Below are 26,798 nucleotides of genomic sequence, written 5' to 3'. Positions count from 1 at the left end.
TCACGCGCCACCTGACCCCGGATCTTGTGGCCGCAAGCGGTGGTTGCCCGCTCTCCCGGGGTGCGGGATGTGGGCGACCTGGTCGTCGGGCAGCTGGCCCTGGTGGTGGTTCGGGATCGAGCTGTCGACCGGCGCCGACCGGTGGCCGGCGGTGGCGAGACGCTGCGGGCGGACGCCGTAGCGCTGCTGCTCCTCCGGGGACAGCGACTCGATGATGCTCTGCTGCGCCTCGGGCGGCAGGCCGTGCAGGATCTGCATGACGCGGTCCTTGCGGCGGACCGCGCCCATCCGGGTGGGCACGCCGGGCGTCGGCTGCATCTGCGGCGGCACCCCGCTGACGTCCTCGACACCGCCCGCGTGGTGACCGGCCTCGAACATCGCGCGCTCGGCGGCGAGCTGAGCCGAGTCCTTCTCCTCGCTCATGCCGATGGGGCCGTCCATCTTGCCGTTGAGGAACTGCTTGACGACCGGCTCCTCGCTGGTCAGCAGCACCTCGCGCGGGCCGAACATGACCAGTTCCTTGCGGAAGAGCATGCCCAGGTTGTCCGGCACGGTGCGGGCGAGGTTGATGTTGTGCGTGACGATCAGGAACGTCGCGTCGATCTGCGCGTTGACGTCGAGGAAGAGCTGGGAGATGTAGGTGGTGCGGACCGGGTCGAGACCGGAGTCCGGCTCGTCGACCAGGATGATCTGCGGGTCCAGCACCAGCGCGCGGGCGAGACCGGCGCGTTTGCGCATACCGCCGGAGATCTCGCCGGGCAGCTTCTTGTCGGCGCCGTTGAGACCGGTCATCTCGAGTTTCTCGAGCACGATCCGGCGGACCTCGGTCTCCGACTTCTTCGTGTGCTCCCGCAGGGGGAAGGCCACGTTGTCGTAGAGGTTCATCGAACCGAAGAGCGCGCCGTCCTGGAAGAGGACGCCGAAGAGCTTGCGCACCTCGTAGAGCTGGTGTTCGGAGCACGTCACGATGTCGACGCCGTTGATCATGCACCGGCCGCGGTCCGGCTTGAGCAGACCGATCATCGACTTCAAGAAGACGGACTTACCGGTTCCGGACGGACCGAGCATCGCCGAGACCTCGCCCGGAGGCAGGGTCAGCGTGACGTCCCGCCAGATGGCCTGCTTACCGAAGGACTTGGAAAGACCTTCGATGACCACCTCGGCACCCATCGCACCTCCAGGAGCTGTTCCGCGTCGTCGCGCACTGCCTTCCCGTGCCACTGGCCCGAGAGGACGCATGCGTTCGCGCAGCGATACCCGCGTCAACCAGGTGCAACGAGCTGAGTGCGAACAGGTTACTCACCAGTTTTCTTTTCTGGCCAGACCCGCGGGTAACTTTTCGCACAGCCCGCCGCCTGCCCGTGCACCGCTAGCGGCACCGTAGTGCACGTCACTCCCGTGCGCAGATCCACGACCTGCCCCGGCCCAGGCCGGATCGCGTTTAGCCCGCGAAACGCAGGTCAGGCCGCCCGCGCCGCCCAGATCGCGTTTCGCGGGCTAAACGCGATCTGACGCCCTGGCGCGCCCGAATGCTTAGCCTTGCTACGCGTCGCGATTAGGGGGCTAAACGCAGGTCGGCGGGGACAGCGAAGGGGCGGGCACCCGTGTGGATGCCCGCCCCTTCGACGGTGCTGCGGTAGGCGCTGACGCGCCCGAGATCACTTGATGGCGATCTTGGCGCCCGCGGCCTCGAGCTTCTCCTTGGCGGCCTCGGCGGCCTCCTTGTCGACCTTCTCCAGGAGGGCCTTGGGAGCGGCCTCGACCAGCTCCTTGGCCTCCTTCAGGCCCAGACCCGAGACGACCTCACGGACGACCTTGATGACCTGGATCTTCTTGTCACCGGCGGACTCGAGGACGACGTCGAACTCGTCCTGCTCGGCGCCAGCGTCGGCGGCAGCGCCACCGGCGGCCGGGGCCGCGGCGACGACGGCGGCCGGGGCGGCGGCGGTGACGTCGAAGGTCTCCTCGAATTCCTTCACGAACTCGGACAGCTCAAGAAGGGTGAGCTCCTTGAAGGCGTCGATCAGCTCGGCGGTGCTCAGCTTCGCCATGGTGGCTTTCCTCTCTGAAACGAACTAAAAGTTCGGGGTGGGGGGTGTTCAGCTCTCGGCGGGTGCTTCGGCTGCTTCGGTACCGGCGTTGCGCTGCTTCTCCTCCAGCGCGGCAGCCAGGCGGGCGACCTGGGACGCCGGCGCCTGGAACAGCGCGGCGGCCTGGGACAGCTTCGCCTTGAACGCGCCCGCCGCCTTGGCGAGCAGGACCTCACGGCTGTCGAGATCGGCGATCTTGGAGATCTCGTCCACGGACAGCGACTTGCCGTCCATGTAGCCGCCCTTGATCACAAGCGCGTTGTTGTCCTTCGCGAAATCGCGAAGCGCCTTCGCGGCGTCAACCGGCTCACCTTCGACGAAGGCGATCGCGGTCGGGCCGACGAACAGGTCCTCGAGACCCTCGATGCCGGCGTCCGTGGCGGCACGCTTGACGAGGGTGTTCTTCGCGACCCGGTACTTGGCATTGGTGCCGAGAGCGCGGCGCAGCTGGGACAGCTGGGACACGGAGAGGCCGGTGTACTGGGTAACGACTGTGGCCGAGCTGCTGCGGAAGCTCTCCGCGATCTCGGCGACGGCCGCCTCCTTGTCGGGCTTCGCCATGGTCGCCTCCTCTCTTGGCTAGTGGTCCACTGGCCTTGAGAGCCCTGAAACGACGAAACGCCCCGGCGCAGACAGGCGCGGGGCGTCAGGGCACACGACGACATGCGTCGCGGGCGAGCCTCGTTCCTCCTGCGCGGGTCGCCCGCCCTAGCGGGGCCTTCGTTCTCCAGGCCGTATGACCAGGAGAAGACCAGCGGTCTTCGGTAGAACCTTGACAAGAGTACGTGACCCTCTTCCGCCGTCCGCACGGACCCCCTTCCGGAGCGCGTTTAGCGGGCTAAACGCGACCGGCGGAGTGCGCGGGAGGCCTCGCGAGGCATCATGGTGACGTGGCGGAGCAGCGTGATGACGGAAAGCCGGGCAGCGAGCCCGGCACGGACATCGAGCCCAAGGCGGGAGGTCAGCCCGCGCCCCGGCTGGATGAGGAGCAACTGCGCCAGTTCCAGCAGTTTCAGCAGTTCCAGGACTACCTGAAGTTCACCGAGGCACAGCAGCAGGGACTCGTGCCGTCGCAGACCACGCAGCCCGCGACCCAACACTACGGCGGGCAGCCACCGGCGCCTCCGGGGCCGCCGCCTGGCGAACTCGTGCACGCCCCTCGTCCGCGCATGCCGCGCTGGCTGCGACGTCTGGGCGGGAAGCTCCTCGCCTGGATCATCGTGATCGTGCTGCTCTGCGTCGGCGCCACCATCGTCTACCGGCAGATCTTCCCGAGCGACGCCGGACAGGACACGGCGACGTTCGTCCAGGGCGGCGGCGGCAAGCACCACACCAACCGCGTGCTCGCCAATAATCCGTGGGAGGCCGTGCGTGCCATCTACGACACGATCGGCAAGCCGTACCCCCCGGATGTCCGGGTCGAAACGGTCTGCCTGGCGATGACCGAACAGGCGCAAGCCCAGTTCGCCCGCGACCTCGGCTATCCGGACTGCGCGACCGCCGTCCCGGCGCTGAACGCCAAGGTCACCGACATCACGCCGTACATCTACGCGGTGCGCCCGATCTCGAGCGTGGTCCCGCGACAGAACCTGACGATTCACTCCTGCTGGTACAACATCCGCGGTGGCCCTCTGCTGGGCAGCTTCACCCTTCAGGAAGTCGAGATGGGCCAGTGGCTGATCACCAGCCATGCGAACTCTCCCGACCCCTGCCCCGCCCCGCCGACCACCAACTGACCTGCACGTCTTCACCCACAGATCGCGTTTAGCCCGCGAAAGGCGACGCGCCCGCCAGATCGCGTTTAGCCCGCGAAACGCAGGTCCGCACCCCGGATCGCGATTAGCCCGCGAAACGCAGGTGCGGGCGCCGGATCGCGATTAGGGGGCTAAACGCAGGTCGCGTCAGAGGTCGTGCGAAGTCAGGAAGCCGGCAAGGGCGGAGCCGAAGGCGGGGTGCATGACGGCGGCCATGTGATCGCCGGGCACGCGCACGAGGCGGGCACCGGCGATGGCGGCGGCCAGGCGTTCGGGTTCCGCGGCCAGCGGGTCGGTGTCCCCGGCGAGGATCAGGGTCGGCACGGCGATCGCCGTCAGGTCCAGTTTCGGATTCGCCGTCCCGCGCGCGACGGCCGCCAGCGCGATCCGGTCCGCCCGCAACGCGTCGGCCAGCGCGCGGAAAGGCGCCGAAGACGGCGGAAGCGTCGAGGGATCCGAAGCGAGCAACGCCTCGCTGATCGCCTCAGGCGTGACGACGCGGGTGTCGACGCCGCCGAAGTCGACGATCCCCGACCCGACCCCGCCGATCGCGAGACACCGGATCCGCGGGTCCGCGGCCACCGCGCCGAGCGCGATCATCGCACCCATCGAGTAGCCGACCATCGACACCTCGTCGAGCCCCAGGGAGTCGAGCAGCGCCGACACGTCGCGCACCATCGCGTCGTCGCCGTAACTCGCCTCGTCGTGCGGTTTCGCCGACCGCCCGTGGCCGCGCGCGTCCAGGCTGATCACGGTCAGCCCCGCGTCCTGGAGGGTGTCGACGACGCCGGGAGCGATCCAGTTGGCGTTCGTGTCCGCGGCGAAGCCGTGCTGCAGCAGTACCGGGCGCCCACGGCCTTCCCACACGGTGTAGCTCAGCTGAAGCCCGTCGAAGGACGCGAAGGTAGGCATGCCCTCCAGCAAACACGAAAAAGGGGCGGCCCCGCCGTAGCGGGACCGCCCCCTTCTCAGTGATGTCTAACTCAGCCTCACGCGTCCTCGGAGAGGAGGTTGCGGGTGCGGGCCGGGTCGACCGGGACACCCGGGCCCATCGTCGTGGAGATCGTGACCTTCTTCAGGTAGCGACCCTTCGCCGACGAGGGCTTGGCACGCAGGATCTCGTCCAGCGCGGCCGCGTAGTTCTCCACCAGCTTGTCGGTGTCGAACGAGGCCTTGCCGATGACGAAGTGCAGGTTGGCCTGCTTGTCCACGCGGAAGTTGATCTTACCGCCCTTGATGTCCGAGACGGCCTTCGCGACCGCGGGGGTCACGGTGCCGGTCTTCGGGTTCGGCATCAGGCCACGCGGGCCGAGGATGCGGGCGATACGGCCGACCTTGGCCATCTGGTCCGGCGTCGCGATCGCGGCGTCGAACTCGAGCCAGCCACCCTGGATGCGCTCGATCAGTTCGTCCGTGCCGACCACGTCCGCGCCGGCGGCCTCGGCCTCGGCGGCCTTGTCACCAACGGCGAAAACGATGACGCGGGCGGTCTTACCGGTGCCGTGCGGCAGGTTCACGGTGCCGCGGACCATCTGGTCGGCCTTGCGAGGGTCGACACCGAGGCGCATGGCGACCTCGACGGTGGCGTCCATCTTCTTGGAGGAGGTCTCCTTGGCCAGCTTGGCGGCCTCGAGCGGGGCGTAGAGCCGCTCGCGGTCCACCAGCTCAAGAGCCTGACGGTAGGCCTTGCTGTGCTTGGGCATTGCTTCTGTCCTTAACTCTTCAACGGATCAGTGTGGTGTTGGAGCCAGCACTTGGCTCTCCCACGGTGGTGCTGGGTGGAACTCAGTCGACGACCGTGATGCCCATCGAGCGGGCGGTGCCGGCGATGATCTTCGCGGCCTGGTCGATGTCGTGCGCGTTCAGGTCGGATTCCTTGGTCTTCGCGATGTCGCGGACCTGGTCCCAGGTGACCTTGGCGACCTTGGTCTTGTGCGGCTCGCCGGAACCCTTCTCCACGCCCGCGGCCTTCAGCAGCAGCTTCGCGGCCGGCGGCGTCTTGAGCTTGAAGTCGAACGTGCGGTCTTCGTACACGGAGATCTCGACCGGGACGACGTCCCCGCGCTGCGACTCGGTCGCGGCGTTGTAGGCCTTGCAGAACTCCATGATGTTGACGCCGTGCTGACCCAGCGCGGGGCCGACCGGCGGCGCGGGGTTGGCCGCACCCGCCTTGATCTGCAGCTTGATGATCGCCGCAAGCTTCTTCTTCTTGGGTGGCATTTCGTTTGTTCCTTCTTACTGACTTGAGTCCCCCGCACACCTGCCAGTACGCGGGGACTGCCGGCCGTCTGGCGGCCGTCAGATCTTGGAGACCTGGTTGAACGACAGCTCGACCGGGGTCTCCCGGCCGAAGATCGACACCAGGACCTTCAGCTTCTGTCCGTCCACGTTGACCTCGGAGATCGTCGCGGGCAGCGTCGCGAACGGGCCGTCCATGACGGTGACCGACTCGCCGACCTCGAAGTCCACCTCGACCGCGGGGGCACCCAGCTGAGACTCGGCGGAAGCGGCCTCGCCCTTGCCGGGCTTGGCGGGGGCGGCCGTCTCGACCTTGGGCGCGAGGAACTTGAGCACCTCGTCCACGGTCAGCGGCGACGGACGCGACGTGGCGCCGACGAACCCGGTGACACCCGGCGTGTTGCGCACCGCGCTCCACGAGGCGTCGTTCAGGTCCATGCGGACCAGGATGTAGCCGGGCAGCACCTTGCGCTGCACCTGCTTGCGCTGGCCGTTCTTGATCTCGGTGACCTCTTCGGTCGGGACCTCGATCTGGAAGATGTAGTCCTCGACGTCCAGGGTCTGGGTCCGGGTCTCGAGGTTGGTCTTCACCTTGTTCTCGTAACCCGCGTACGAGTGCACGACGTACCACTCACCGGGAGCGGCGTTGAGTTCCGCGCGCAGTTTGGCGACCGGGTCGACGTCCTCGTCGGCCTCGGGCTCGGCGGCGGTGTCGTCGTCCTCGGTGTCGTCGGTCCCGGCGGACGCCTCGTCGGCCTCCGCGACATCTCCGGCTTCGTCGACCTCGTCGCCTGCGGCGGGCACCTCGACGGAGTCCAGGTGCTCGGACTGCTCGTCGCCGAGTGCCGCGTGCACCTGCTCGTCGGAAAGCTCGGTCAGCTCATGACCGGCTGCTGTGCCGTTCTCGGAGGTCACGTTCCGTCCTCTCAGTTGATCGGTTGCCGTGGCGCAGGCCACCGTGCGGCGCCCTCAGGCACCGCGAACGGCTGCCTCAGCTGCCGAAGACGGCACCGACGACCTCTTTGAAGGCCAGGTCGAGGCCGCTCACCAGCGCCACCATGAACACCACGAAGACCAGCACCACCGCGGTGTAGGTGACCATCTGCTTGCGGTTCGGCCAGATGACCTTGCGCAGCTCGGCCCAGACCTCACGGATGAAGCGCATGAGCCGGGCGAAGATCGACGCCTGCTTCGGCTTGCGGTCGCGCTTCGGGGTCGCCGTGCCTTTGGCGTCCTTGGACTTCTCGGTCTTGTCCCCGGCCTTCGCCTTGCCGGCGGGGCGGGTCTTGTCGTCCGACTTGGCGTCGGCCTTACCGGACGGGCGCGCGGACGCACGGCGCTCACGCCGGGCAGCGGCGGTCACCGGGCGGGACTGCTCGTCGGGCTTCTGCCCGGCGTCGTCCTGCGCCTTCTCACCGCTGGCGTCGCTGTCGCTCACGACCACTCCTCCGCCTTCACCAGTTCGCTTACGCAGGGGTGACAGGACTTGAACCTGCAACCTGCGGTTTTGGAGACCGCTGCTCTGCCAATTGAGCTACACCCCTTTGGAACCCCGATGCTCTGGAGCTCCCGAGGACGCATTCCATCGTCCCCACCGCCGTGGCGGGGATGACCGTAGTGCGTTCCGAGACCAGAAGTCTACGGCAACCCCCGAACAGCTTCGCAACCGCGCCCCTCAAAGCGGCGCGGAGCAGCCTTCCGCGGGGAAAACTCCCCCACGGCCGACCCCATGATCGTGCCACGATGTCGCCATGAGCGCTCCCGCACCCTCGTCTTCGCCCGCCGCCCGCGTCTCGGCCCGCATCGGCGGCATCACGCCGTCGGCCACGCTGGCCGTCGACGCGAAGGCCCGGGAGCTCAAGGCGCAGGGTCGTCCGGTGATCGGGTTCGGCGCGGGGCAGCCGGACTTCCCCACCCCGGCCAACGTGCTCGAAGCCGCCGAAGCGGCGGTCCGCGACAAGGTCAATCACGGCTACACCGCCGCGGGCGGGCTGCCGGAGCTGCGCGAGGCGATCGCGGCGAAGACCGTCCGCGACTCCGGGTTCGAGGTCGACCCCGGCCGCGTCCTGGTGACCAACGGCGGCAAGCAGGCGGTCTACTCGGCGTTCGCGACGCTGCTCGACCCGGGCGACGAGGTGCTGCTGCCCGCGCCGTACTGGACGACGTACCCGGAGTCGATCGCCCTCGCCGGCGGTGTCCCGGTGCAGGTCACGGCGGACGAGACGACGGGCTACCTGGTCACCGTCGAGCAGCTCGAAGCCGCCAGGACACCGCGCACGAAGGTGCTGCTGTTCGTGTCGCCGTCGAACCCGACCGGCGCGGTGTACCCGCGCGAGCAGGTCGAGGCGATCGGGCGCTGGGCGCACGAGAACGGCCTCTGGGTGATCACCGACGAGATCTACGAACACCTGGTCTACGACGGCGCCGAAGCGCCTTCGATGCCGGTCTTGGTCCCGGAGCTCGCCGACCGCACGATCGTCCTCAACGGGGTCGCGAAGACGTACTCGATGACCGGCTGGCGGGTGGGCTGGCTGCTCGGTCCGCAGGACGTGGTCAAGGCGGCGACCGCGTACCAATCCCACTTGTGCGGCAACGTTTCCAACGTCGCGCAGCGCGCGGCACTGGCCGCGGTGAGCGGACCGCTCGACGCCGTTTTCGCCATGCGCGAAGCGTTCGACGCCCGGCGGAAGAAGGCTCTGTCCCTGCTTTCCGAGATCCCGGGAGTCGAGACTCCGGTGCCACTCGGCGCTTTCTACGTTTATCCGTCGGTGAAAGCGTTGCTGGGCAAGGAGATTCGTGGCGAGCGTCCGGCCGACACGGTGGCGCTGGCGGATCTGATCCTGCGCGAGGCCGAGGTCGCCGTGGTGCCCGGCGAGGCGTTCGGGACACCGGGCTACTTCCGGATTTCCTATGCCCTGGACGAAAACGATCTCGCCGAGGGGATCACCAGGATGGGCCGTCTGCTCGCGGAAGCACGGTGACCGTGGTGCGCTTGGGAATCGCTCTTCCGCAGTACGGTCCCCTCGCGTCGATGGACGCCGTCACCGGTTTCGCCGCGGCGGCCGAGGAGCTCGGCTACGAGTCCTTGTGGGTCGGGGATCGGGTGCTGGCGCCGGTCTCGCCGTCGGATTTCTACCCCGGCGGCACACCGGAACGGCCGTACCCGCCCGAATTCGTCACGTTCGCCGATCCGCTGATCCTGCTGACCGTCGCCGCGAGCGTCACTAACAAGGTCCGGCTCGGCACCAGCACGCTCACCGGGACGGTGTACCCGGCCGTGGTGCTCGCCAGGATGCTCACCTCACTGGATCAGGTGAGCGGTGGCCGCCTGGACGTCGGGTTGGGCATCGGCTGGCTTCGCGACGAGTACACGGCGACAGGCACCCCCTGGAAGGGGCGTGGCGGACAGCTGGAGGAGCTTCTCGACGTCCTCCGGAAGTTCTGGACCGGCGACCCCGTCGAGCATGAAGGCGAACGCTGGCGGATCCCGGCGTCGAAGGTGGGACTGCGCCCGGCTCAGCGCCCTCATCCGCCGGTGTTGCTCGGCGGGCTGTCGCCGGTGGCGCTGGATCGCGTCGGCCGTCGCGCGGACGGCTGGCTTCCGGCCGGACTGCCCGCGCCGTATCTGGCGAAGCTCTGGGACACCGTGGTGACCGCGGCCGAGAAGGCGGGCCGCGACCCCGGCACGCTGCGCCGGGTGCTGCGGATCAACCCGAAGCCGGGAACGGACCTCAAGGACGTCGCTGCCCAGCTGGAAGCGGCCGCCGAGACCGGGATCGCCGAAGCCTTCGTCGACCCCCACTACCTCGCGCGGGACGTCACGCACGCCCTTGATCTCGCCGCCGAGCTGCGCGACCTCGTCCCTAACGGCTGAAGGCCCTCCCCGTTCGCCGGGAAGGGCCTTCAGAAGGTCAGGATTCGCCGTCGGCGAGCTGGACGAGCGCGTGGGCCTTCGCGGCGTACTTCCAGTTGCCGAGGTCCCGGATGGTCTTGATCTTGAGCTCGGCGAGGAGTTCGTCGTGCTTCTTGGTCAGGCCTTCGAGCGCGGACGGCGGCGCGTCCAGCAGCTCACCGATGCCCTTGTCCTCCCATGCCTTGTCCACCAGCTTGTTCAAGTTCAGGCTCACGGTTTTCCGCCTTTCCTCGGGGGCAGGTACGCGCACCACCCTGAACGTGATCCACGTCTCAGGCAACCGGAGATCACCCGTTCACGCTCAGTTCACCGACGGTCGGACCGATGACAAACGTGACCCAGGTCGCGTACAACGAACGGGTGACGCAGCGGAGAACGGGCGGCGGCTGCCTCTTCCTGGTGATCGTGCTGTCCGTCCTGGGGATCGCTTACCACCTTTGGGAGCGTGGAACGGCGGTGACTCCGCCGGGGGTCACCACTTCGGACGGCGCGGGCCGGTACGTGGCGCTGGGCGACTCCTACACGGCCTCGCCGGGCACCGGACGGCCCGTGGGCGCGCCGGCGGGCTGCGATCGCTCGGACAACAACTACCCGAGCCTGCTCGCCGCGAAGCTGCGTCCGGCCGAGTTCGTCGACGTCAGCTGCGGCGGCGCCACGACCGAGCACCTCACCGGCGAGCAGAAGACCCGCGACGGCACGAACGCTCCCCAGCTCGATGCCGTCGACGGTGACACGACGCTGGTGACCGTCGGGATCGGCGGCAACGACGTGGGCTTCGCCGGCTTCGCGAGCCAGTGCGCGACGCAGGTGCAGACCGCTTCGCCCTGCAAGACCCAGCTGACCGCGGGCGGCCGCGACCAGCTCGCCGAACGGATCACCGCCGCCGCGGACCGGCTCGGCGGGATCCTGGACCAGATCCGCGCGAAAGCCTCTTCGGCGCGCATCGTGGTCGTGGGGTACCCGACGGTGCTTCCGGACGACGACGCCGGTTGCTGGCCCGTCCTGCCGGTCGGCGCGGGGGACGTGGCGTACTTCCGCGACTCGCTCAAACGGCTCAACACGGCGTTGCAGGACACCGCGAAGGCACACGAAGCCGGCTTCGCCGACATGTCGACCGCGAGCAAGGGGCGGGACATGTGCAGCGCCGCGAACCGGCGCTGGGTCGAAGGCCCCGCGCCGTCGGTGCCCGCGGCGCCGCTGCACCCGAACGCGCGGGGCGCGGCGGGGATGGCGGAGGTCCTGGAGAAGCTGCTCAAGCTCGCGTAGAGCAAGGGACCTTTGCTACCACTTACTTAGGCACGCTAAGCGAGTGGTAGCAAAGGTCCCTTGCTCCCCCGGGCGTCAGTTGCGGACGACCGCCTGCGCCTTGCCGAGCACGGCCTTGCCCTCGAACTTGGCGGTGATGTCGACGCGGGCGGTACCGTCGTCGTCGTTGACCACGGCGACCTTGCCGGTGAACTCGATCGTCGCCGCGCCCTCGTTCGGCACGACCACAGGGCGCGTGAAGCGCGCGAAGTAGTCGACGAGGCGTCCGGGGTCGCCGAGCCAGTCGGTGACGAGCCGAGCGCCGAGCGCCATGGTCAGCATCCCGTGCGCGATGACGTCGGGAAGGCCGACCTCCTTGGCGAAGGCCTCGTTCCAGTGGATGGGGTTGAAGTCGAGCGACGCGCCGGCGTAGCGCACCAGCTGGTCACGGGTGACGTCGATGGTCAGCGGCGTCAGTTCTTCCCCGACGGTGAACGTGCTCACGCGTCCTCCCCTCGGACCACGAGCTGGGCGTTCGTGGTGGCGATCAGACCGCCGTCGGCGCCGGAGATCTCGGCGCGCAGGTTGATGAAGTCGTTCCCGGCGCGGGCCATGATGTTGTCGATATGCGTCGTGAGCGACAGGACGTCGCCCGCGTGCACCGGCCGCGTGTAGGTGAACCGCTGATCGCCGTGGACCATCCGCGAGTAGTCGAGACCCAGCTCGGGGTCCGAGACGATCGCGTTGATCGAGGCGAGGTTGATGATCGTCAGGAACGTCGGCGGCGCGATGACGTCGGGGTAGCCGGCCGCCTTCGCCGCTTCGGGGTCGCGGTAGAGCGGGTTCGCGTCGCCGAGCGCGTCGGCGAACTCCCGGATCTTCTCGCGACTCACTTCATAGGTACTGGTCGGCGGGTACACCCGCCCGGTGAACGACTGGTCCAAGGCCACCCGAGCAGGCTACCGAACCCGAAAAATACCCGAAGCCGCCCTGGTGACCAGGGCGGCTTCGGGTAAGACAGGTAGAACCGCTAGACGCTCAGCGGGTCTCTTTGTGAGTCCGGTGCGTACCGCAGTTCGGGCAGAACTTCTTCATCTCCAGGCGATCCGGGTTGTTGCGCCGGTTCTTCTTGGTGATGTAGTTGCGGTGCTTGCACTCCTCACACGCGAGCGTGATCTTCGGTCGCACGTCAGTGGCAGCCACAGCATTTCCTTCTCTACTAGGCCTGGGATACCCAGGATTACCGCGTAGCGGTGGCCGGACTTGAACCGGCGACACAGCGATTATGAGCCGCTTGCTCTGCCAGCTGAGCTACACCGCCTTACATGAACCTGGCCGCGACACGCTTGCGTGACGCGGCTGAAGTTCTGAGCCCCTTTACGGAATCGAACCGTAGACCTTTTCCTTACCATGGAAACGCTCTGCCGACTGAGCTAAAGGGGCCTTGCCTCTCGCGAGGACTTGGAAAGATTAGCAAGTCCCCGCGAGGGGGTGGAACAGGGGGGTCCGTTACCGCGAAACCTCAGGTCAGCAGGGTGAGGACGGTCTCGGAGTGGCGTCCGGGCGAACGCGCCGTGCGGGCCTGCAGCCACGCCTCGAGGCGGTCCTCCGGCAGCGGCCGCGAGATGAGGTAGCCCTGAGCGACGTCACAGCCCATCGCTTCGAGCTGATCCCGCGCGACGTCCTCCTCGACGCCCTCCGCCACGACCGTGAGGCCGAGCGAGTGGCCCAGCTCGACGATGGAGCGCACGACCGCGAGGTCGCCGAGGTCGGTGCCCATGCCGAGGACGAAGCTCTTGTCGATCTTGACCTGGTCGACCGGGAGCTGCCGCAGGTACGCCAGCGACGAGTAGCCGGTGCCGAAGTCGTCGACGGCGAGCACGATGCCCAGTGAGTGCAGCTCCCGCAGGATCGGCAGCGCCTTCTGCGGGTCGGACATCACACCGGACTCGGTCAGCTCGAAGGTGAGCAGCTCGGGCGGGATACCGAAGCGGTCGAGTTCGCGCGCGACCTTCGTCGGGAAGTCCTCGTCGGCCAGGTTCCGCACGGACAGGTTCACCGCGGCGGAGATGCGCAGGCCCTCGTCGAGCCACTTGCGCACGCGCTTCAACGACTCTTCGAGCACGAACGACGTCAGGACGCCGATGAGGCCGGCGGCTTCGATCGCCGGGACGAACTCGTCCGGGCCGAGCCTGCCGAACTCCGGGTGCACCCAGCGCACGAGCGCCTCGACGCCCTGGATCTGCCGGTTCGGCAAGGTGATCTTCGGCTGGTAGTGGACGCTCAGCTGGCCTTCTTCGAGCGACTGCCGGAACTGCGTGACCATCTGGAACCGGCGCATGAAGATCTGGCCCATGCTGGCCATGTAGCCGCGGACCTCTTCGCCGCCCTTGGTGGCGCGGACGGCGACGTCGGCGCGCTGCAGGAGCCCGTCGACGTCGACCTGCTCGTCGTCTTCCGCCGAAGAGGTGGCGTAGCCGATCATCGCGTTGGCTTCGACGGAGAGCCGGTCGACCGGGTACGGGGCGACGAGTTCCGCGCGGAGCAGTTCCGCGGCGGCCTGGGCGCGTTCCGGGGCGCAGCCGACGAGGAGTGCCGCGAACGACGCGCCTTCGAGCCTGGCGAGCGGGACGTCGGGGCCGAGCGCGTCGCGGATCCGGCGGCCCGCGGCGATGACCATCCGGTCGGCCCACACGTAGCCGAGTGCGTCGCTGACGGTGGAGAAGACGTCCAGGTCGACCCGGAGCACGACCGCGTCGACCTGTTCCCGCAACGGTTCCTTGGCGACCTGGCGGAAGCCCGGCCGGTTGAGCAGACCGGTCAGCGGGTCGTGGTAGGCGTCGTGGCGCAGGGTCGCGAGCAGGCGCCGGTTGTCCAGCGACGTCGCGAGGTGGCTGGCCATCGTGCCGAGCAGCTGGACGTCGTACTTGCCGAACCCACGCCAGCGGCTCAGCCTGTCGTGCGCTTCGACGACGCCGAGGAGCTGGTTCGCGCTGCGCAGCGGGACGACCAGCGCCTCCTGCGCGCCGCGGTCGAGCAGCGCGGAGCGGACGTCGGGATTGGCTTCGGTGATCCGGAAGTGGCGGACGTGCGCGCCGGGCAGGCGCAGCAGCGGGTCGTCGGCGGCCGGGTCGACGGGCGGCAGTTCGTCACCCGCGACGACCATCCGCATGGTGTCCTTCGGCTCCAGTCGAAGCCTCAGCACGACGCGGCCTGCGGCGAGCTGGTCCTTGATGCGTTCGGCGATGGTCGCCCACTCGCGGACGTCGACGCCGCCGACGAGTTCGTCCGCGCGCCCGGCGGGCCGTGCGGCGGCCTGCTGACCGGAGCGCGCGACCATCAGGCTGACGTCGGACAGCGCTTCCATGTCGCGTTGCTCGCGCAGCAGATCCGAGTACGCCCAGTACAACGCGGTGAGGCCGAGGAAGACGGCGAGCACGAGCGGCCAGGCCTTCGGCGTCCCGGAAATGACCAAATAACCGGAAAGACCGACCGAAGCGTTGACGAAGCCGACGACGAGGATGCGGCCGGTCAGCCGGATCGCGGTGCTGACGCGCATGCGGCGGCGCAGCACGCGGACGGCGGCGAGCGCGAGCAGCGTGCTGACCAGCGGCGCGGTCAAAGTCCCGGCCAGCGCGGCGATCCAGGTCATGTCGTGGGCGCCGGAGGCCTGTTTCACCAGTCCTGCCACGGCGAACGCGCCGGTGATCTCCAGCAGGAAGGCGCCGGCGTTGTAGAGCACGCGGCCCGCGACCTTGCGGGCCAGCAAGGTCCCGATCCCCGCCGCGAGATGCGCGGCGAGCACGACTTCGAAGGGAGCGACGAAGAAACCGATCACCAGCGGGATCTCGGTGAACGAGATCGTCCACGAGATGCCGCTGCGGACGTCGACGTTGATGCCGAGCTGTTCGGCGAGCAGGAACGCGAGGGCGAGGATCGGCCCGATCCACAGCAGATCGTCCGAGGCCTCGAAGTCCAGCCAGAGGCTGACCGCGGCCGCGGCGGCGATGCCCATGGTGAGTACCGCGAAGGTGTAGACGCGGAACCGTCGCTCGTCGGTACGAGCCTCCGTAACGGCGCCTCCCTTGCCCGCTGCCGCCTGTGCGGCGCTCCCGGGCCTGCCGTTCGTGTCCGGCATCCGACCTTCCTTCCCGGCTGCCCAACCGGTCTTGTCCTACCGCGACCTCGGGGACGAGGGCAATACAGTACCCCGGAGGGCGTACCCAAGTCCCATTCGAGACAGTATGAGATCACCCCAGGGTTAACAATGGGCGCGTCGCGCTGACCTGCGTGGACCAAGGGGTGAAATGGGAGCGTTATTCGCGTTCCTTCCGACTACCGGAAGTCACCTGGCGCCACGCTCCGGCCAATCTCGTGAAGTTCCCGGCGGACCCGTCAGTAGGGGCTTGAATAGCCCTATGAATAGCCACGCCATCGCCGCCGGGCACGCCGAGCGGCTCGCCACCGTGGACGCCCTGCTCCCCGAAATGCCTGCACTGGAGCCTGTCGAGGGCTCCGTGTCACTCTCCGCGACGGCCGGCGACTCGGCCGCCGCCGGATTGTCGGTACGGACCGAGGCGGGTCCCGATTCCGTTGACTCTCCGTGGCGGGCCCTCGTCGAGCATCGCCTCGAAGCGCGCCTCACCGGCCCCCGCCCGGAAGCCGCTCTCGACGCATTACTCACCCGATGGGATGAACATCTGAAGACCGTGGCTCCACCTGGGGATGTCGAGACGGCGGCGACCGTCGTGCGGCCCAGCCGGGACTCCCCCGGCTCGGCCGAATTGCTGCGCCGCGGCTTCGCGCCGGTGCTGGTGATCGCGGTCCGCCCGGCCGACCGGCTCGCCGTGACCGGACCGCCCGCCACTCCCGGCGTGCACATCCGGCCCGCCGAAGCGGATGATCTCGAAACCGCCGTCGCACTCGAACTGGAATTGCAGCGTTATGACGCGCAGTTCGGTTCTGTCACTTTGCGCGAGGGCGCGGAGGAAACGATCACGGCGGATCTGTCGAAACAGTTGGGCCGCGAAAATCCGACGTTGTGGATCGCCGAGCTGTACGGCCGTCCGCTGGGCATGGTGCGGGTGCAGTTCCCCGGCGACACGGCGTGGATCCGCGGCCGGGTCGCGGCCGAGAAGGTCGGCTACCTGTCGTCGCTGGCGGTGGCCGAGCAGGCACGGTCGAGCGGGGTGGGGACGGCGCTCGCCGCGCACGCGCACCAGGTCTTCGACGAATGCGGCACCGACGCCGTGCTGCTGCACCACGCGCTGGCCAACCCGCGCTCGACGCCGTTCTGGTACGCGCAGGGCTATCGGCCGCTCTGGACGTACTGGCAGCGGCGACCCGCGGTGCCTTGATCCGGATAGGCTCGTTTTCGTGAAGAGGGACGATGACGCGGCCCCGGTGGCGCCGACCGGGGTCGACACCGAAAAGCCGTCCGCGGCGAGGATCTACGACTGGTTCCTCGGCGGGACCCACAACTGGGCGGTCGATCGCGAGTTCGCCCGCGCGTTGGAAAAGCAGTGGCGCTGGGTCAAACCGGGCGCGCGGCACAACCGCGAGTTCATGAACCGAGTCGTGCGCGCGGCGCTGGACGCGGGGATCCGGCAGTTCATCGATCTGGGCTCCGGTGTCCCGACAGCCGGGAACGTGCACGAGATCGTGCAGGAAGAGCTGGAGCCGGGCGACACGGCGAAGGTCGTGTACGTCGACTACGAGCCGGTGGCGGTGGCGCACGCGGAGCTGATCCTCGAACGTCACGAGGCGACCGACTGGGCGGGGATCGTCCAGGCGGACATGCGGCGGCCGAAGGACGTCCTGCGGCATCCGGAGACGCTGCGGCTGATCGATTTCGACCAGCCGGTGTGCCTGATGATGATGGCCGTCCTGCATTTCGCCGGACAGCACGACGATCCGCCCGCGCTGGTCGCGACGTACCGGAACGCGCTCGCGCCGGGCAGCTGGCTGGGGCTTTCGCACATGAGCTTCGGCGGCCAGACCGGCGAGGACGCCGACGGGCTGCACTGGATGGTCGAGCAGTACCGGAAGACGAGCAACCCGGTGTGGATGCGGGACCGCGAAGAGATCGAGCCGCTCTTCGGGGACTGGCCGCTGCTGGAGCCCGGCCTCGTCCATCTGCCCGACTGGCGACCCGTACGGGAGCTACGGCGGGACGAGGAAGGCGCCCGGCCGTTCGCCTGGTGCGGGGTCTCGGTGCACCCCTGACCTCGGACCTCTCGCCGGTTCGCGTCGCGTTTAGGGGGCTAAAGGCGACGCGGACCAGGCAGAGGTCGGATGAATGAGTGATCGCTGACGGCGAACGTGGAAAGGAAACAAACGGGTCGATCGGAGAGTTGAGCTAGGCAGACTCAACTAACCGAGGAGTGCACAGATGACCGACAACCGCCTCCTGCCCGTCCTCCCGCTCGATGACGACGTCGTGCTGCCGGGCATGATCGTCCCGCTCGACCTCGCCGACACGGAGACGCGCGCCGCGGTGGAGTCCGCCCAGGCCAACACGCCTGCCCAGGCTTCCTTCCCGGGGATCCGGTCCAGCGCCGCCACCAAGGCCGAGGTGCTGATCGTCCCCCGCGTCCACGGCGAATACGCCGAACTCGGCACTATCGCGACAGTCGAGCGCATCGGGCGCGTGCCCGGCGGCAAGACCGCGGTGCTGTTGCGCGGCACCCGCCGCGCCGTCGTCGGCCGCATCGCCGACGGCCCCGGCGCCGCCCGCTGGGTCCACGCCGAGGTCGCCACCGAGACCACCGACGACAACTCCGCGAAGCTCGCGTCCGAGTACAAGAGCGTCGTCCTCGCGATCCTCCAGCAGCGTGGCGGCTGGCAGATGATCGACGCGGTCCAGGAGGTCGAGGACCCGTCCGCGGTCGCCGACCTGGCGGGCAACTCGTCGTACCTCAAGACCGAGCAGAAACTCGAACTGCTCTCCGCCCTCGACGTCTCGGCGCGGCTCGAGAAGGCCCTCGAATGGAGCCGCGAGCAGCTGGCCGAGCTCGAGGTCACCGACACCATCCGCAAGGACGTCCAGGAGGGCATGGAGAAGCAGCAGAAGGAGTTCCTGCTGCGCCGTCAGCTCGAAGCGATCCGCAAGGAGCTGGGCGAGCTCGACGGCACGGCCAACGACGACGACTACCGCGCCCGCGTCGAAGCCGCCGAGCTGCCGGACGCGGTCAAGAAGGCCGCACTGTCCGAAGTGGACAAACTGGAGCGCACCTCCGACCAGTCCCCCGAGGGCGGCTGGATCCGCACCTGGCTGGACACGGTCCTCGAACTGCCGTGGAACGAGCGCACCACCGACGTCCACGACATCGCCGCGGCGCGGGACATCCTCGACGCCGATCACGCCGGCCTCGACGACGTGAAGGAACGCATCATCGAGTACCTGGCCGTGCGCAAGCGCCGTGCGGAGTCGGGCCTCGGCCCGGTCGGCGGACGGCGTTCGGGCGCGGTGCTCGCGCTCGCCGGCCCTCCCGGGGTCGGCAAGACCTCGCTTGGCGAGTCCGTGGCGAAGGCGATGGGCCGCAAGTTCGTCCGCGTCGCGCTCGGTGGCATCCGTGACGAGGCGGAGATCCGCGGCCACCGCCGCACCTACGTCGGCGCGCTGCCCGGCCGGATCGTCCGCGCCATCAAGGAAGCGGGTTCGATGAACCCGGTCGTGCTGCTCGACGAGATCGACAAGGTCGGCGCCGACTACCGCGGCGACCCGACGGCGGCGTTGCTGGAGGTGCTGGACCCGGAGCAGAACCACACGTTCCGCGACCACTACCTCGAGGTCGAACTGGACCTGTCCGACGTCGTGTTCCTGGCGACGGCGAACGCGCTCGAGACCATCCCCGGCCCGCTGCTGGACCGGATGGAGCTGGTCACCCTCGACGGCTACACCGAGCACGAGAAGGTCACCATCGCCCGCGACCACCTGCTCCCCCGTGAGCTGGAGCGCGCCGGTCTCGGCAAGGACGACGTCACGCTGACCGACGGCGCGTTCAGCCGCATCGCCGCCGAGTACACGCGGGAGGCCGGGGTGCGCAACGCGAACCGGACCATCGCGAAGGTGCTGCGCAAGGTGGCGACCAAGGTCGCGCTGGACGAGGTCGCGCTGCCGCTGACGATCGACGCCGACGGGCTGGAGACCTACCTCGGCCGTCCGCGGCACCTGCCGGAGTCCTCGCTGCCCGCGTCGACCCAGCGCACGTCGACCCCTGGTGTGGCCACCGGGCTGGCGGTGACCGGAGCCGGCGGTGACGTCCTCTACATCGAGGCGTCGCTGGCGGATCCGGAGTCCGGCTCCACCGGGCTTCAGCTGACTGGCCAGCTGGGCGAAGTGATGAAGGAGTCGGTGCAGATCGCGTTGTCGTACCTGCGTTCGCGCGGCGCCGAGCTGGAACTCCCGGTGGGCGACCTGAAAGACCGCGGCATCCACGTGCACGTCCCCGCGGGCGCGGTGCCCAAGGACGGGCCGAGCGCCGGCATCACGATGACGACCGCGCTGGCGTCCCTGCTTTCGGGCCGCGTAGTGAAGTCGGACGTCGCGATGACCGGCGAGGTGTCGCTGACCGGGCGCGTGCTGCCGATCGGCGGGGTCAAGCAGAAGCTGCTGGCCGCGCACCGGGCCGGGATGAAGACGGTGATCATCCCGCAGCGCAACGAGCCCGATCTGGACGACGTCCCGGCCGAAGTGCTGGCCCAGCTGGACGTCCACGCCGTGGCGAACGTCCGCGACGTGCTGGACATCGCGCTGGCCCCGGCGACGGCTCCGGTCGCCCAAGCGGCATAACGGCGCGAGGCCAAAGCCCCGGATCCCCTCGTGGGTCCGGGGCTTTCGGCTTGCCGAAATCCGGACGAACCCGGACATTGACTCGCCTTAAACTCCCTATCACGTTTTGATAACGTACATTGCGTGCCACCCAGCCGGGGTGCGTGATCCTTGAGAGGGCAAGGTCATGAGTCAAGGAATTCTTTCCCCGTTGCGGCCGAGGCGCAGGTGCGTTTCGGCCGGTCAGATCGTCTGTCTGAGCATTCTCACCGGATTCACCGCGGCGCTGACCTTCGCCGGCACCAGCGCCACTGTCGCCGCGGGGATCGCCATCACCCTGTTCGGCGCCGTTCTCCGTCACCCCGCGCCCGCCAAGGCACCCCGATGAACACGGAAACGGAGTTCATGGCGCGGCTGCGCGAACTCCGCGACCGAAGCGGCCTCAGCATCCGCGCACTGGCCGCCGCGACCGGCTGGTCCCGCAGCACCTTGGCCGACCTGTTGGCCCGGAACACCTTGCCGGGCAACGAAAACCAGATGCGAGTCCTGTTGCACGCCCTGCTCCGGACGGTCCCCGACGAGCGCGGGGTCGACGAGTATCTCGCCGACTGGCGTCACCTGATCGGACGTCGCCACCACCGCAATGGCGGATGCGCACCGCTCGACCGGATACTCGTCGCACTGGAAATCGCGGCACAGCGCGGCGGCTCCGAAGCACCGGGCCTCCGCAAAGCGAAAGAAATAGTGCTGCACGAAGGTTCCCTACGAAAGTTCCCTCCTCGCGGTGAATACGCCGCGAATTCACCTGGATGTCCCGTTCCGCCCGTACTCTCCGACCCGCTCCATCCCGCACCACCACATCAGCGGATGTCTCGGAGGCACGAGTGAAGCGACGGAATTTCCTGCGCGCGGCCGTGGTCGGCGCCGGTGTCACGGCGTTCGGAAACAGGCTCTCGGGAGCGGCTCTCGCCGCGCCCGCTCAGAACGGACCCAGCCCGTACGGCGCGCTCCAGGCCGCCGACGCGAACGGGATCCAGTTGCCGGCGGGATTCACCAGCCGTGTCATCGCCAGGTCCGGCCAGAAGGTCGCGAGCACCGGGTACACCTGGCACAGCGCCCCGGACGGCGGCGCGGTGTTCGCCGACGGCAGCGGCTGGATCTACGTGTCGAACTCGGAGATCACCCCCGGCGGGGGCGCGAGCGCGGTCAAGTTCGACGCGAGCGGGAACATCACCGGCGCCCACCGCATCTTGGCGAACACCCGCCAGAACTGTGCGGGCGGAAAGACTCCTTGGAACACCTGGCTTTCCTGCGAGGAGATCGACCTCGGGTTCGTCTACGAATGCCAGCCGAACGGTCCGGCCACGGCCGCGGTCCAGCGGCCCGCGATGGGGAAGTTCAAGCACGAGGCCGCGGCGGCCGACCCGGTGCGCAAGGTCGTCTACCTGACCGAAGACACCTCCGACGGCTGCTTCTACCGCTTCGTCCCGACAACCTGGGGCGATCTCTCCGCCGGAACGTTGCAGGTGCTCAAGGCCGGCACGGCGACCTCGGGCAGCTTCACCTGGGCGAACGTCCCCGACCCCGACGGCTCCCCCACCGCCACCCGTAACCAGGTGTCCGGTGCGAAGCGGTTCAACGGCGGCGAAGGACTGCACTACGCCAACGACACCGCGTGGTTCACCACCAAGGGCGACAACCGCGTCTGGCAGCTCAACCTGACGAACAGCACCTACGAGCTGGCCTACGACGACTCGCTGGTCAGCCCTGGCTCGGCCCCGCTGACGGGTGTCGACAACGTCACCGGGACCTCGTCGGGTGACCTCTACGTCGCCGAAGACGGCGGCAACATGGAGATCTGCATCATCACCCCGAACGACATCGTGGCCCCCTTCCTGCGGATCAACGGCCAGAGCTCGTCGGAGATCTGCGGCCCCGCGTTCACTCCGGCGGGGAACCGGCTGTACTTCTCCTCGCAACGCGGTACCTCCGGTTCGTCCTCGGGCGGGATCACCTACGAGGTGACCGGCCCCTTCCGTTCCTGAAACCGGCGTGCGGGGGCGTCGACGGCCCGGCGCCCCCGCACGGCTCAGGCGTTGGTGCGGTTCTTCTCCCGCAGCCGGTTCACCACGAAGAGGGTCAGGGCGATCGCGACGGCGGCGATCACGAAGTACTGGAAGAACCCGGCGTATTCCTCGACCAGATGCCAGCTCTCCCCGAGGGCGTAACCCGCCAGGACGAACACCGTGTTCCAGATCAGGCTGCCCAGCGTGGTCAGGGCCAGGAACCGCCAGAACGGCATGCGTTCGATTCCGGCGGGCAGGGAGATGAGGCTGCGGAAGATCGGCACCATCCTGCCGAAGAACACCGCCTTGGTGCCGTGTTTCCGGAACCAGGCTTCGGTCTTGTCGAAGTCGGACGCCTTGACCAGCGGGATCTTCGCCATCCAGCGCCGTGTTCGGTCGCGGCCCAGCAGCAGGCCGAGGTAGTACACGATGATCGCGCCCGCGACCGAGCCGAACGTCGTCCACACGAGTGCTTCCATCAGCGTGAACGTGCCCTGACTGGCGGAGAACCCGGCCAGCGGGAGCACCAGTTCGCTGGGGATCGGCGGGAAGAGGTTGTCCAGGCCGACGATGATCGCCGCTCCCGGACCGCCCAGCGCGTCCATCAGTGACACCGCCCAGCCGGCGAGTCCTCCCATCGGTTCACTGGCGGTTTGGGCGAGGAGGAGGTTCATGGCGGCCTTTCGTGGTCGTCTGCGGATGTCAACGAACGTACGAATCGCCCGGGTTCCGCACACTGGGGTGAAGCGGCACGAATCACTGCGGTAAACCGCAGTACCGATCTCCGGCTACCCCGCTAACCTCGCGTTATGCCCATTCCGCCGTCGATGCGCCGTTACCTGCGCAGAGCACTCCGCGGCACACTCGGTCTGGCGATCGGCGCCATGACCGCGGTCGCGGAGTTCTTCTATGTGCTCTTCGGCGGCCTCGCGCTCGCAGTTCCCGCGCTGCGGCAGCCCGTCCTGGCCGGTGCGCGTGTGCTGTCCGAAGTGGAACGGCGGCGGCTGGAGAAGTACTTCGGCGAAGAGAACGCCACGAACTACACCGATCACCGTGCGATGGCCTATCTCGTCCCGCGGTGCGTCATCGGCCTGCTCTGCGCCGCGATCTTCGTCCTGATCCTGCTGGGCGCCGGATCCGGGGTGATCATCGCCGCTCAGCTGTTCGAGGGTCAGTCGCCCGGAGGAGGAGCACCGGCCGACTGGTACGACCCGGTCACCACAGTCCTCTTCGGCGGGTTGCTCGTTTTCCTTGCCTTGCAAGGACTTATCGGAGCCGCGACGCTGGACGCCAGGCTGGCGAAGCGCTTTTTCGGCCCCAGCAGAAGCGAACAGTTGCGCCGGCGGCTCTCCGAACTCACGACCAGCCGGGCGGAAGTGGTCGAGGCGGTCAACGGCGAGCGCCGCCGGATCGAACGGGACCTGCACGACGGCGTCCAGCAGCGGCTCGTCGCGCTCGGAATGCTGCTCGGCCGGGCGCGTCGCGCGACCGACCCGGAACACGCGTCGGATCTGCTCCGGCAAGCGCACGAGGAATCCCAGCGCGCCCTGGTGGACCTGCGAGAGGTCTCGTGGCGGGTGTATCCGATCGCACTGGATACGGACGGACTGCATCCCGCGCTGGAGGCGCTGGCGGAACGCTCGGGCATCCCGGTCCACCTGCGGGTCGACCTGCCGGAACGGCCACCGGCAGCCATCGAGACCGTCGTCTACTTCGTCGCTTCAGAGGCGGTCACCAATACGATCAAGCACGCCGCGGCGACGCGGATCGACATCGAAGTGGAGCGGGACGGGGGCAGGGTGCGGGTACGGATCACCGATGACGGCACGGGCGGGGCGAGGAAGTCGGGCGGCGGGCTTTCCGGCCTCGCGATGCGCGTCGCGGCGGCGGACGGGCGGTTCACAGTGGACAGTCCGCTCGGCGGCCCGACCGTGGTGACCGCGGTGCTGCCGTGCGAGTGATCCTCGCGGAGGATTCGACCCTCCTGCGCGAAGGGCTGGTCCGGCTGCTGGTCGAAGAGGGACACGAGGTCGTGGCGTCGGTCGGCGACGGCGACGCGCTCCTCTCGGCGACGGCCGCCTACCGGCCGGACGTGATCGTCACCGACGTCCGGATGCCGCCGACCCACACCGACGAGGGCCTTCGCGCGGCGCTCGAGATCCGGAAACGCTGGTCGGAGATCGGGGTGCTGGTGCTCTCGCAGTACGTCGAGAAGCGCTATGCGGCCGAGCTGATCACCGGCGATGGTGAACGCGTCGGCTATCTCCTGAAGGACAGGGTCGCCCAGGTGGGCGAATTCCTGGACGCGCTCGAACGGGTGGCCGCGGGCGGCGCCGCGTTCGATCCGGAGGTGGTGCGACGGCTGCTCGCACGGACCACGCACACCGATCCGCTCGCGAAACTGACCGTCCGCGAACGTGAAGTGCTGGAGAAAATGGCGCAGGGGCACACGAATCCCGGAATCGCCGAGTCGTTGTTCATCTCGCTGAGCGCTGTCGAGAAGCACGTGAACGCCCTCTTCGACAAGCTCGAACTGGCCAGCACCGCCGGCTACAGCCGTCGCGTCCTGGCCATCCTGCGCTACCTCGGGTCCTGACCTCGAGTTGACAGGCAAGTGACGACTTGCCTATAACTGGGTCGTGGACGGCGACCTGTTCAAGGCGATCGGCGACGCGACGCGACGCACCATCCTGGACGAGCTGACCGAAAAGGACGGTCAGACCCTGTTCGAGATCTGCGGCAGGCTGACCATGAAGCATGGCTTGTCCTCGTCACGACAGGCCATCTCGCAGCATCTCGCGATGCTCGAACAGGCGGGCCTGGTGCGCACCCGGCGACAGGGCCGCTACAAGTTCCACCACATCGACACGAGTCCACTGCGGTCGATCGTCGAGCGGTGGCCCATCGACCGAGAGGAACCGAACCCGTGATCCGGATCAACATCACCAGCGTCTTCGTCGACGACCAGGCGAAGGCCCTCGACTTCTACACCGAAAAACTGAGGTTCATCAAGAAAAACGACGTACCCGCCGGGGACGCCCGCTGGCTCACCGTGGTCTCCCCGGCCAACCCCGACGGCGTCGAACTGCTACTGGAACCGGACGGGCACCCCGCGGCGAAGCCGTTCAAGAAGGCGCTGGCCGACGACGGCATCCCGTTCACCCAGTTCGCCGTCGACGACGTGTACGCCGAGGTCGAGCGCCTCAAGGGGCTCGGCGTCGAGTTCACCCAGGACGCCGTGGACATGGGCCCCGTGGTCACCGCCGTCTTCGACGACACCTGCGGCAACCTGATCCAGCTCGCCACGATGAAGTAGACCCGGCGAGGCAAAGCGGGGCTCGGCCCACTGTGGACCAAGCCCCGCTTCGACGTTTCCCTACTGCTGCACCCACTCCACGAGCTCCACGGGCACGCCGTTCGGATCGGTGACCATGAAGAGACGCTCTCCCCACGGCTCTTCCCGCAGCGGCAACGTGATCTCGACACCTTCGTCGCGCAGGCGCTTCTCCTCGGCCTCGAGGTTCTCGACCGTGAAGGCCACGATCACGCCGGACGCGCGCTGCTGCCGCAGGTTCTCCGGCAAGACCTCGATCCCCGCCTGAAGCAGGACGATGCTCACCTTCGCGGTTTCGTGCCCGAGGGAGACGAAACCCTCCGCGGCCATCTGCTCGGTGAAGCCGAAGTGCTCGGTGAAGAAACGGCTGGACGCGGTGACGTCGTCGACGGTCAACGAGATGGTGGAGGCAAGGACGTTCATGGGCTATCCCCTTCGGTCGGCGTTGAGTTTTCGGATGAGCTGAGCGGTCAGTACGACCGGCGGCGCGGGACGCCGATCGAGCGGCGCACCGGCATCGAGCGGCCGGGGAACGGCTGCTGATGACGGCGGTCGTTCCGGCGGGCCTGGGCGCGGTTGGTGCCTTCGTTGCCTTGGGGGATTCGAGCGGTCAAGGAGCCTCTTCTCTCGTGGTCGGTAGTACGGACGTAAGTTTACATCCGACCTACCAGAAGTCAAGGATATTTTTACGACGGTGGTAAACTTCGCTCATGACCAGCGCGGATGTGGGCCTTCGGGAGCTCAAGAAGCAGGAGACACGGCAGCTGATCTCCGACCAGGCGACGCTTCTCTTCATCGAGAAGGGGTTCGAGGAGACGACGATCGCCGAGATCGCCGCCGCGGCGAGAGTCGCGAAGAAGACCGTCACCAACTACTTCGCGCGCAAAGAAGACCTGGCGCTCGACCAGCACGAGGAGTTCACGAACGGGCTGGCGAACGCCGTCCGCGACCGGAAGCCTGGTGAGTCGGCGCTGGCCGCGCTACGGCGCACCTTCCTGGACGCGGTGGCGGAGCACTCTCCCGTGATCGGTTTCACCGGGCCGGTCTTCGCGAAAATGGTGCTGGAGAGCCCGACCCTGACCGCACGGCTGCGTGAGCTGCACGAACTGCGCGAAGCCGCGCTCGCCGAACTGCTCGCGACCGAGACCGGAGCCGACGCGGACGACGTCACCCCGGTCATGGCCGCCGCCGAGCTCAACGCGATCGACCGCGTCCTCTTTCGCGAGGTCCTCCGGCGGTCCCATGCCGGCGAGAGCAACGACGAGATCGCCGAAGCGCTGACGAAGGCGACCAAGCGGGCTTTCGAGCTGTTGGAGCCCGCTTTCGGCGACTACGCGATCCGCGAATAGCCCCTGGGTTTTGTCGGGGGTTACCGCTAGGTTTCG

31 protein-coding genes and 3 tRNA genes are annotated in these 26,798 nt (G+C 68.2%); 15 read left to right on the top strand and 19 right to left on the bottom strand.

Annotated features, from left to right (window positions below):
* The 3 genes from AB8M46_RS14875 to rplJ form a co-directional block, all read right to left on the bottom strand.
* Nucleotides 1–1,170, bottom strand: a complete 1,170-nt coding sequence (locus tag AB8M46_RS14875) for an ABC transporter ATP-binding protein (protein WP_125732138.1) — start codon at nucleotides 1,168–1,170, stop codon at nucleotides 1–3.
* Nucleotides 1,171–1,658: 488 nt separating this feature from the next.
* Complete coding sequence (rplL, locus tag AB8M46_RS14870) at nucleotides 1,659–2,051, bottom strand: 50S ribosomal protein L7/L12 (RefSeq protein WP_016331061.1); 393 nt, start codon at nucleotides 2,049–2,051, stop codon at nucleotides 1,659–1,661.
* Nucleotides 2,052–2,099: 48 nt separating this feature from the next.
* Nucleotides 2,100–2,651: a 50S ribosomal protein L10 gene (gene rplJ / locus AB8M46_RS14865; protein ID WP_016331060.1), complete on the bottom strand. Its 552-nt coding sequence runs from the start codon at nucleotides 2,649–2,651 to the stop codon at nucleotides 2,100–2,102.
* A 329-nt stretch (nucleotides 2,652–2,980) separates the two neighbouring features.
* Here rplJ and AB8M46_RS14860 point away from each other — a divergent pair, with 329 nt between their 5' ends.
* Nucleotides 2,981–3,826, top strand: a complete 846-nt coding sequence (locus AB8M46_RS14860) for a hypothetical protein (RefSeq protein WP_394360511.1) — start codon at nucleotides 2,981–2,983, stop codon at nucleotides 3,824–3,826.
* A gap of 165 nt (nucleotides 3,827–3,991) precedes the next feature.
* Here the strand turns inward: AB8M46_RS14860 and AB8M46_RS14855 are convergent, their stop codons facing one another.
* The 6 genes from AB8M46_RS14855 to AB8M46_RS14830 all read right to left on the bottom strand — a co-directional run bounded on the left by AB8M46_RS14855 (nucleotide 3,992) and on the right by AB8M46_RS14830 (nucleotide 7,626).
* Nucleotides 3,992–4,756, bottom strand: coding sequence for an alpha/beta fold hydrolase (locus tag AB8M46_RS14855; protein WP_037332746.1), 765 nt, complete (start codon nucleotides 4,754–4,756; stop codon nucleotides 3,992–3,994).
* 77 nt (nucleotides 4,757–4,833) lie between these two features.
* A complete protein-coding gene (gene rplA, locus AB8M46_RS14850; protein WP_037332749.1) occupies nucleotides 4,834–5,547 on the bottom strand; it encodes a 50S ribosomal protein L1 in 714 nt (237 codons plus the stop codon).
* 82 nt (nucleotides 5,548–5,629) lie between these two features.
* Nucleotides 5,630–6,064 carry a 50S ribosomal protein L11 gene (gene rplK, locus AB8M46_RS14845; RefSeq protein ID WP_005152062.1) on the bottom strand — a complete coding sequence of 145 codons (435 nt, stop codon included), beginning with the start codon at nucleotides 6,062–6,064 and terminating at the stop codon, nucleotides 5,630–5,632.
* Between the two features lie 78 nt (nucleotides 6,065–6,142).
* Nucleotides 6,143–6,997: a transcription termination/antitermination protein NusG gene (gene nusG, locus AB8M46_RS14840; RefSeq protein ID WP_037332750.1), complete on the bottom strand. Its 855-nt coding sequence runs from the start codon at nucleotides 6,995–6,997 to the stop codon at nucleotides 6,143–6,145.
* Nucleotides 6,998–7,073: 76 nt separating this feature from the next.
* Entirely contained in the window at nucleotides 7,074–7,526 is a 453-nt protein-coding gene (gene secE / locus AB8M46_RS14835; protein ID WP_037332751.1) for a preprotein translocase subunit SecE, read from the bottom strand.
* A gap of 27 nt (nucleotides 7,527–7,553) precedes the next feature.
* Nucleotides 7,554–7,626: transfer RNA gene (locus tag AB8M46_RS14830), tRNA-Trp, on the bottom strand.
* A 207-nt stretch (nucleotides 7,627–7,833) separates the two neighbouring features.
* Here AB8M46_RS14830 and AB8M46_RS14825 point away from each other — a divergent pair.
* Entirely contained in the window at nucleotides 7,834–9,063 is a 1,230-nt protein-coding gene (locus tag AB8M46_RS14825) for a pyridoxal phosphate-dependent aminotransferase (protein ID WP_394360510.1), read from the top strand.
* On the top strand, nucleotides 9,060–9,956 hold the full coding sequence (locus AB8M46_RS14820) for a TIGR03619 family F420-dependent LLM class oxidoreductase (RefSeq protein WP_073847297.1): 897 nt from the start codon (nucleotides 9,060–9,062) through the stop codon (nucleotides 9,954–9,956). The genes AB8M46_RS14825 and AB8M46_RS14820 overlap by 4 nt, the downstream gene beginning before the upstream one ends.
* Nucleotides 9,957–9,993: 37 nt before the next feature.
* Here the strand turns inward: AB8M46_RS14820 and AB8M46_RS14815 are convergent, their stop codons facing one another.
* Entirely contained in the window at nucleotides 9,994–10,209 is a 216-nt protein-coding gene (locus AB8M46_RS14815; RefSeq protein WP_037332758.1) for a hypothetical protein, read from the bottom strand.
* Nucleotides 10,210–10,328: 119 nt separating this feature from the next.
* Between AB8M46_RS14815 and AB8M46_RS14810 the strand changes: the two genes are divergently transcribed.
* Nucleotides 10,329–11,261, top strand: coding sequence for an SGNH/GDSL hydrolase family protein (locus tag AB8M46_RS14810; protein WP_148311752.1), 933 nt, complete (start codon nucleotides 10,329–10,331; stop codon nucleotides 11,259–11,261).
* Between the two features lie 75 nt (nucleotides 11,262–11,336).
* Here the strand turns inward: AB8M46_RS14810 and AB8M46_RS14805 are convergent, their stop codons facing one another.
* The 6 genes from AB8M46_RS14805 to AB8M46_RS14780 all read right to left on the bottom strand — a co-directional run bounded on the left by AB8M46_RS14805 (nucleotide 11,337) and on the right by AB8M46_RS14780 (nucleotide 15,378).
* Nucleotides 11,337–11,744, bottom strand: coding sequence for a MaoC family dehydratase (locus AB8M46_RS14805; RefSeq protein WP_394360509.1), 408 nt, complete (start codon nucleotides 11,742–11,744; stop codon nucleotides 11,337–11,339).
* Complete coding sequence (locus AB8M46_RS14800; RefSeq protein ID WP_072028953.1) at nucleotides 11,741–12,190, bottom strand: MaoC family dehydratase N-terminal domain-containing protein; 450 nt, start codon at nucleotides 12,188–12,190, stop codon at nucleotides 11,741–11,743. Before AB8M46_RS14800 ends, AB8M46_RS14805 begins: the two co-directional genes overlap by 4 nt.
* Nucleotides 12,191–12,278: 88 nt before the next feature.
* Nucleotides 12,279–12,443: a 50S ribosomal protein L33 gene (gene rpmG, locus AB8M46_RS14795; RefSeq protein WP_005152047.1), complete on the bottom strand. Its 165-nt coding sequence runs from the start codon at nucleotides 12,441–12,443 to the stop codon at nucleotides 12,279–12,281.
* A 45-nt stretch (nucleotides 12,444–12,488) separates the two neighbouring features.
* Nucleotides 12,489–12,561 (bottom strand) — tRNA-Met (locus AB8M46_RS14790).
* Nucleotides 12,562–12,610: 49 nt separating this feature from the next.
* Nucleotides 12,611–12,683, bottom strand: a tRNA-Thr gene (locus AB8M46_RS14785).
* 79 nt (nucleotides 12,684–12,762) lie between these two features.
* Entirely contained in the window at nucleotides 12,763–15,378 is a 2,616-nt protein-coding gene (locus AB8M46_RS14780) for a bifunctional diguanylate cyclase/phosphodiesterase (protein WP_125732123.1), read from the bottom strand.
* Between the two features lie 280 nt (nucleotides 15,379–15,658).
* On the opposite strand from AB8M46_RS14780, the gene AB8M46_RS14775 reads away from it, so the two are divergent.
* The 6 genes from AB8M46_RS14775 to AB8M46_RS14750 all read left to right on the top strand — a co-directional run bounded on the left by AB8M46_RS14775 (nucleotide 15,659) and on the right by AB8M46_RS14750 (nucleotide 22,058).
* Nucleotides 15,659–16,597 carry a GNAT family N-acetyltransferase gene (locus AB8M46_RS14775; protein WP_378420588.1) on the top strand — a complete coding sequence of 313 codons (939 nt, stop codon included), beginning with the start codon at nucleotides 15,659–15,661 and terminating at the stop codon, nucleotides 16,595–16,597.
* A 19-nt stretch (nucleotides 16,598–16,616) separates the two neighbouring features.
* Entirely contained in the window at nucleotides 16,617–17,465 is an 849-nt protein-coding gene (locus AB8M46_RS14770) for an SAM-dependent methyltransferase (protein WP_394360508.1), read from the top strand.
* 166 nt (nucleotides 17,466–17,631) lie between these two features.
* Complete coding sequence (lon, locus tag AB8M46_RS14765; protein ID WP_125732117.1) at nucleotides 17,632–20,034, top strand: endopeptidase La; 2,403 nt, start codon at nucleotides 17,632–17,634, stop codon at nucleotides 20,032–20,034.
* Nucleotides 20,035–20,200: 166 nt separating this feature from the next.
* A complete protein-coding gene (locus AB8M46_RS14760; RefSeq protein ID WP_394360507.1) occupies nucleotides 20,201–20,401 on the top strand; it encodes a hypothetical protein in 201 nt (66 codons plus the stop codon).
* A complete protein-coding gene (locus tag AB8M46_RS14755) occupies nucleotides 20,398–20,901 on the top strand; it encodes a helix-turn-helix domain-containing protein (protein ID WP_394360506.1) in 504 nt (167 codons plus the stop codon). Before AB8M46_RS14760 ends, AB8M46_RS14755 begins: the two co-directional genes overlap by 4 nt.
* Nucleotides 20,898–22,058, top strand: coding sequence for an alkaline phosphatase PhoX (locus AB8M46_RS14750; protein WP_037332776.1), 1,161 nt, complete (start codon nucleotides 20,898–20,900; stop codon nucleotides 22,056–22,058). Before AB8M46_RS14755 ends, AB8M46_RS14750 begins: the two co-directional genes overlap by 4 nt.
* 44 nt (nucleotides 22,059–22,102) lie before the next feature.
* On the opposite strand, the gene AB8M46_RS14745 is transcribed toward AB8M46_RS14750, so the two are convergent.
* Nucleotides 22,103–22,753, bottom strand: a complete 651-nt coding sequence (locus AB8M46_RS14745; RefSeq protein WP_378420594.1) for a DedA family protein — start codon at nucleotides 22,751–22,753, stop codon at nucleotides 22,103–22,105.
* A gap of 153 nt (nucleotides 22,754–22,906) precedes the next feature.
* On the opposite strand from AB8M46_RS14745, the gene AB8M46_RS14740 reads away from it, so the two are divergent.
* The 4 genes from AB8M46_RS14740 to AB8M46_RS14725 are packed head-to-tail and all read left to right on the top strand — an operon-like array spanning nucleotide 22,907 to nucleotide 25,395.
* Complete coding sequence (locus tag AB8M46_RS14740; protein WP_394360892.1) at nucleotides 22,907–24,040, top strand: histidine kinase; 1,134 nt, start codon at nucleotides 22,907–22,909, stop codon at nucleotides 24,038–24,040.
* On the top strand, nucleotides 24,031–24,675 hold the full coding sequence (locus AB8M46_RS14735; protein ID WP_394360505.1) for a response regulator: 645 nt from the start codon (nucleotides 24,031–24,033) through the stop codon (nucleotides 24,673–24,675). The genes AB8M46_RS14740 and AB8M46_RS14735 overlap by 10 nt, the downstream gene beginning before the upstream one ends.
* A gap of 43 nt (nucleotides 24,676–24,718) precedes the next feature.
* The gene (locus AB8M46_RS14730; RefSeq protein ID WP_037332783.1) at nucleotides 24,719–25,009 is read left to right on the top strand and encodes a helix-turn-helix transcriptional regulator; all 291 of its coding nucleotides are present in this window, start codon (nucleotides 24,719–24,721) and stop codon (nucleotides 25,007–25,009) included.
* Nucleotides 25,006–25,395 (top strand): VOC family protein, encoded by a 390-nt coding sequence (locus AB8M46_RS14725; protein ID WP_394360504.1) that lies wholly within the window; start codon nucleotides 25,006–25,008, stop codon nucleotides 25,393–25,395. Before AB8M46_RS14730 ends, AB8M46_RS14725 begins: the two co-directional genes overlap by 4 nt.
* A gap of 60 nt (nucleotides 25,396–25,455) precedes the next feature.
* Here AB8M46_RS14725 and AB8M46_RS14720 read toward each other — a convergent pair whose 3' ends face one another.
* Together AB8M46_RS14720 and AB8M46_RS14715 are read right to left on the bottom strand one after the other, a co-directional pair.
* On the bottom strand, nucleotides 25,456–25,836 hold the full coding sequence (locus AB8M46_RS14720; protein ID WP_037332786.1) for a VOC family protein: 381 nt from the start codon (nucleotides 25,834–25,836) through the stop codon (nucleotides 25,456–25,458).
* Between the two features lie 47 nt (nucleotides 25,837–25,883).
* Nucleotides 25,884–26,027, bottom strand: coding sequence for a hypothetical protein (locus AB8M46_RS14715; protein ID WP_158633258.1), 144 nt, complete (start codon nucleotides 26,025–26,027; stop codon nucleotides 25,884–25,886).
* Nucleotides 26,028–26,123: 96 nt separating this feature from the next.
* On the opposite strand from AB8M46_RS14715, the gene AB8M46_RS14710 reads away from it, so the two are divergent.
* Nucleotides 26,124–26,762, top strand: a complete 639-nt coding sequence (locus tag AB8M46_RS14710; RefSeq protein ID WP_037332789.1) for a TetR/AcrR family transcriptional regulator — start codon at nucleotides 26,124–26,126, stop codon at nucleotides 26,760–26,762.
* Nucleotides 26,763–26,798 lie beyond the last annotated feature (36 nt).

The organism is Amycolatopsis sp. SB7-3, from assembly GCF_041021335.1.
In the GTDB taxonomy this organism is placed as follows: domain Bacteria; phylum Actinomycetota; class Actinomycetes; order Mycobacteriales; family Pseudonocardiaceae; genus Amycolatopsis; species Amycolatopsis japonica.
Note: the sequence above shows the minus strand (reverse complement) of the source record. Positions and strands in the feature narration are given on the sequence as shown.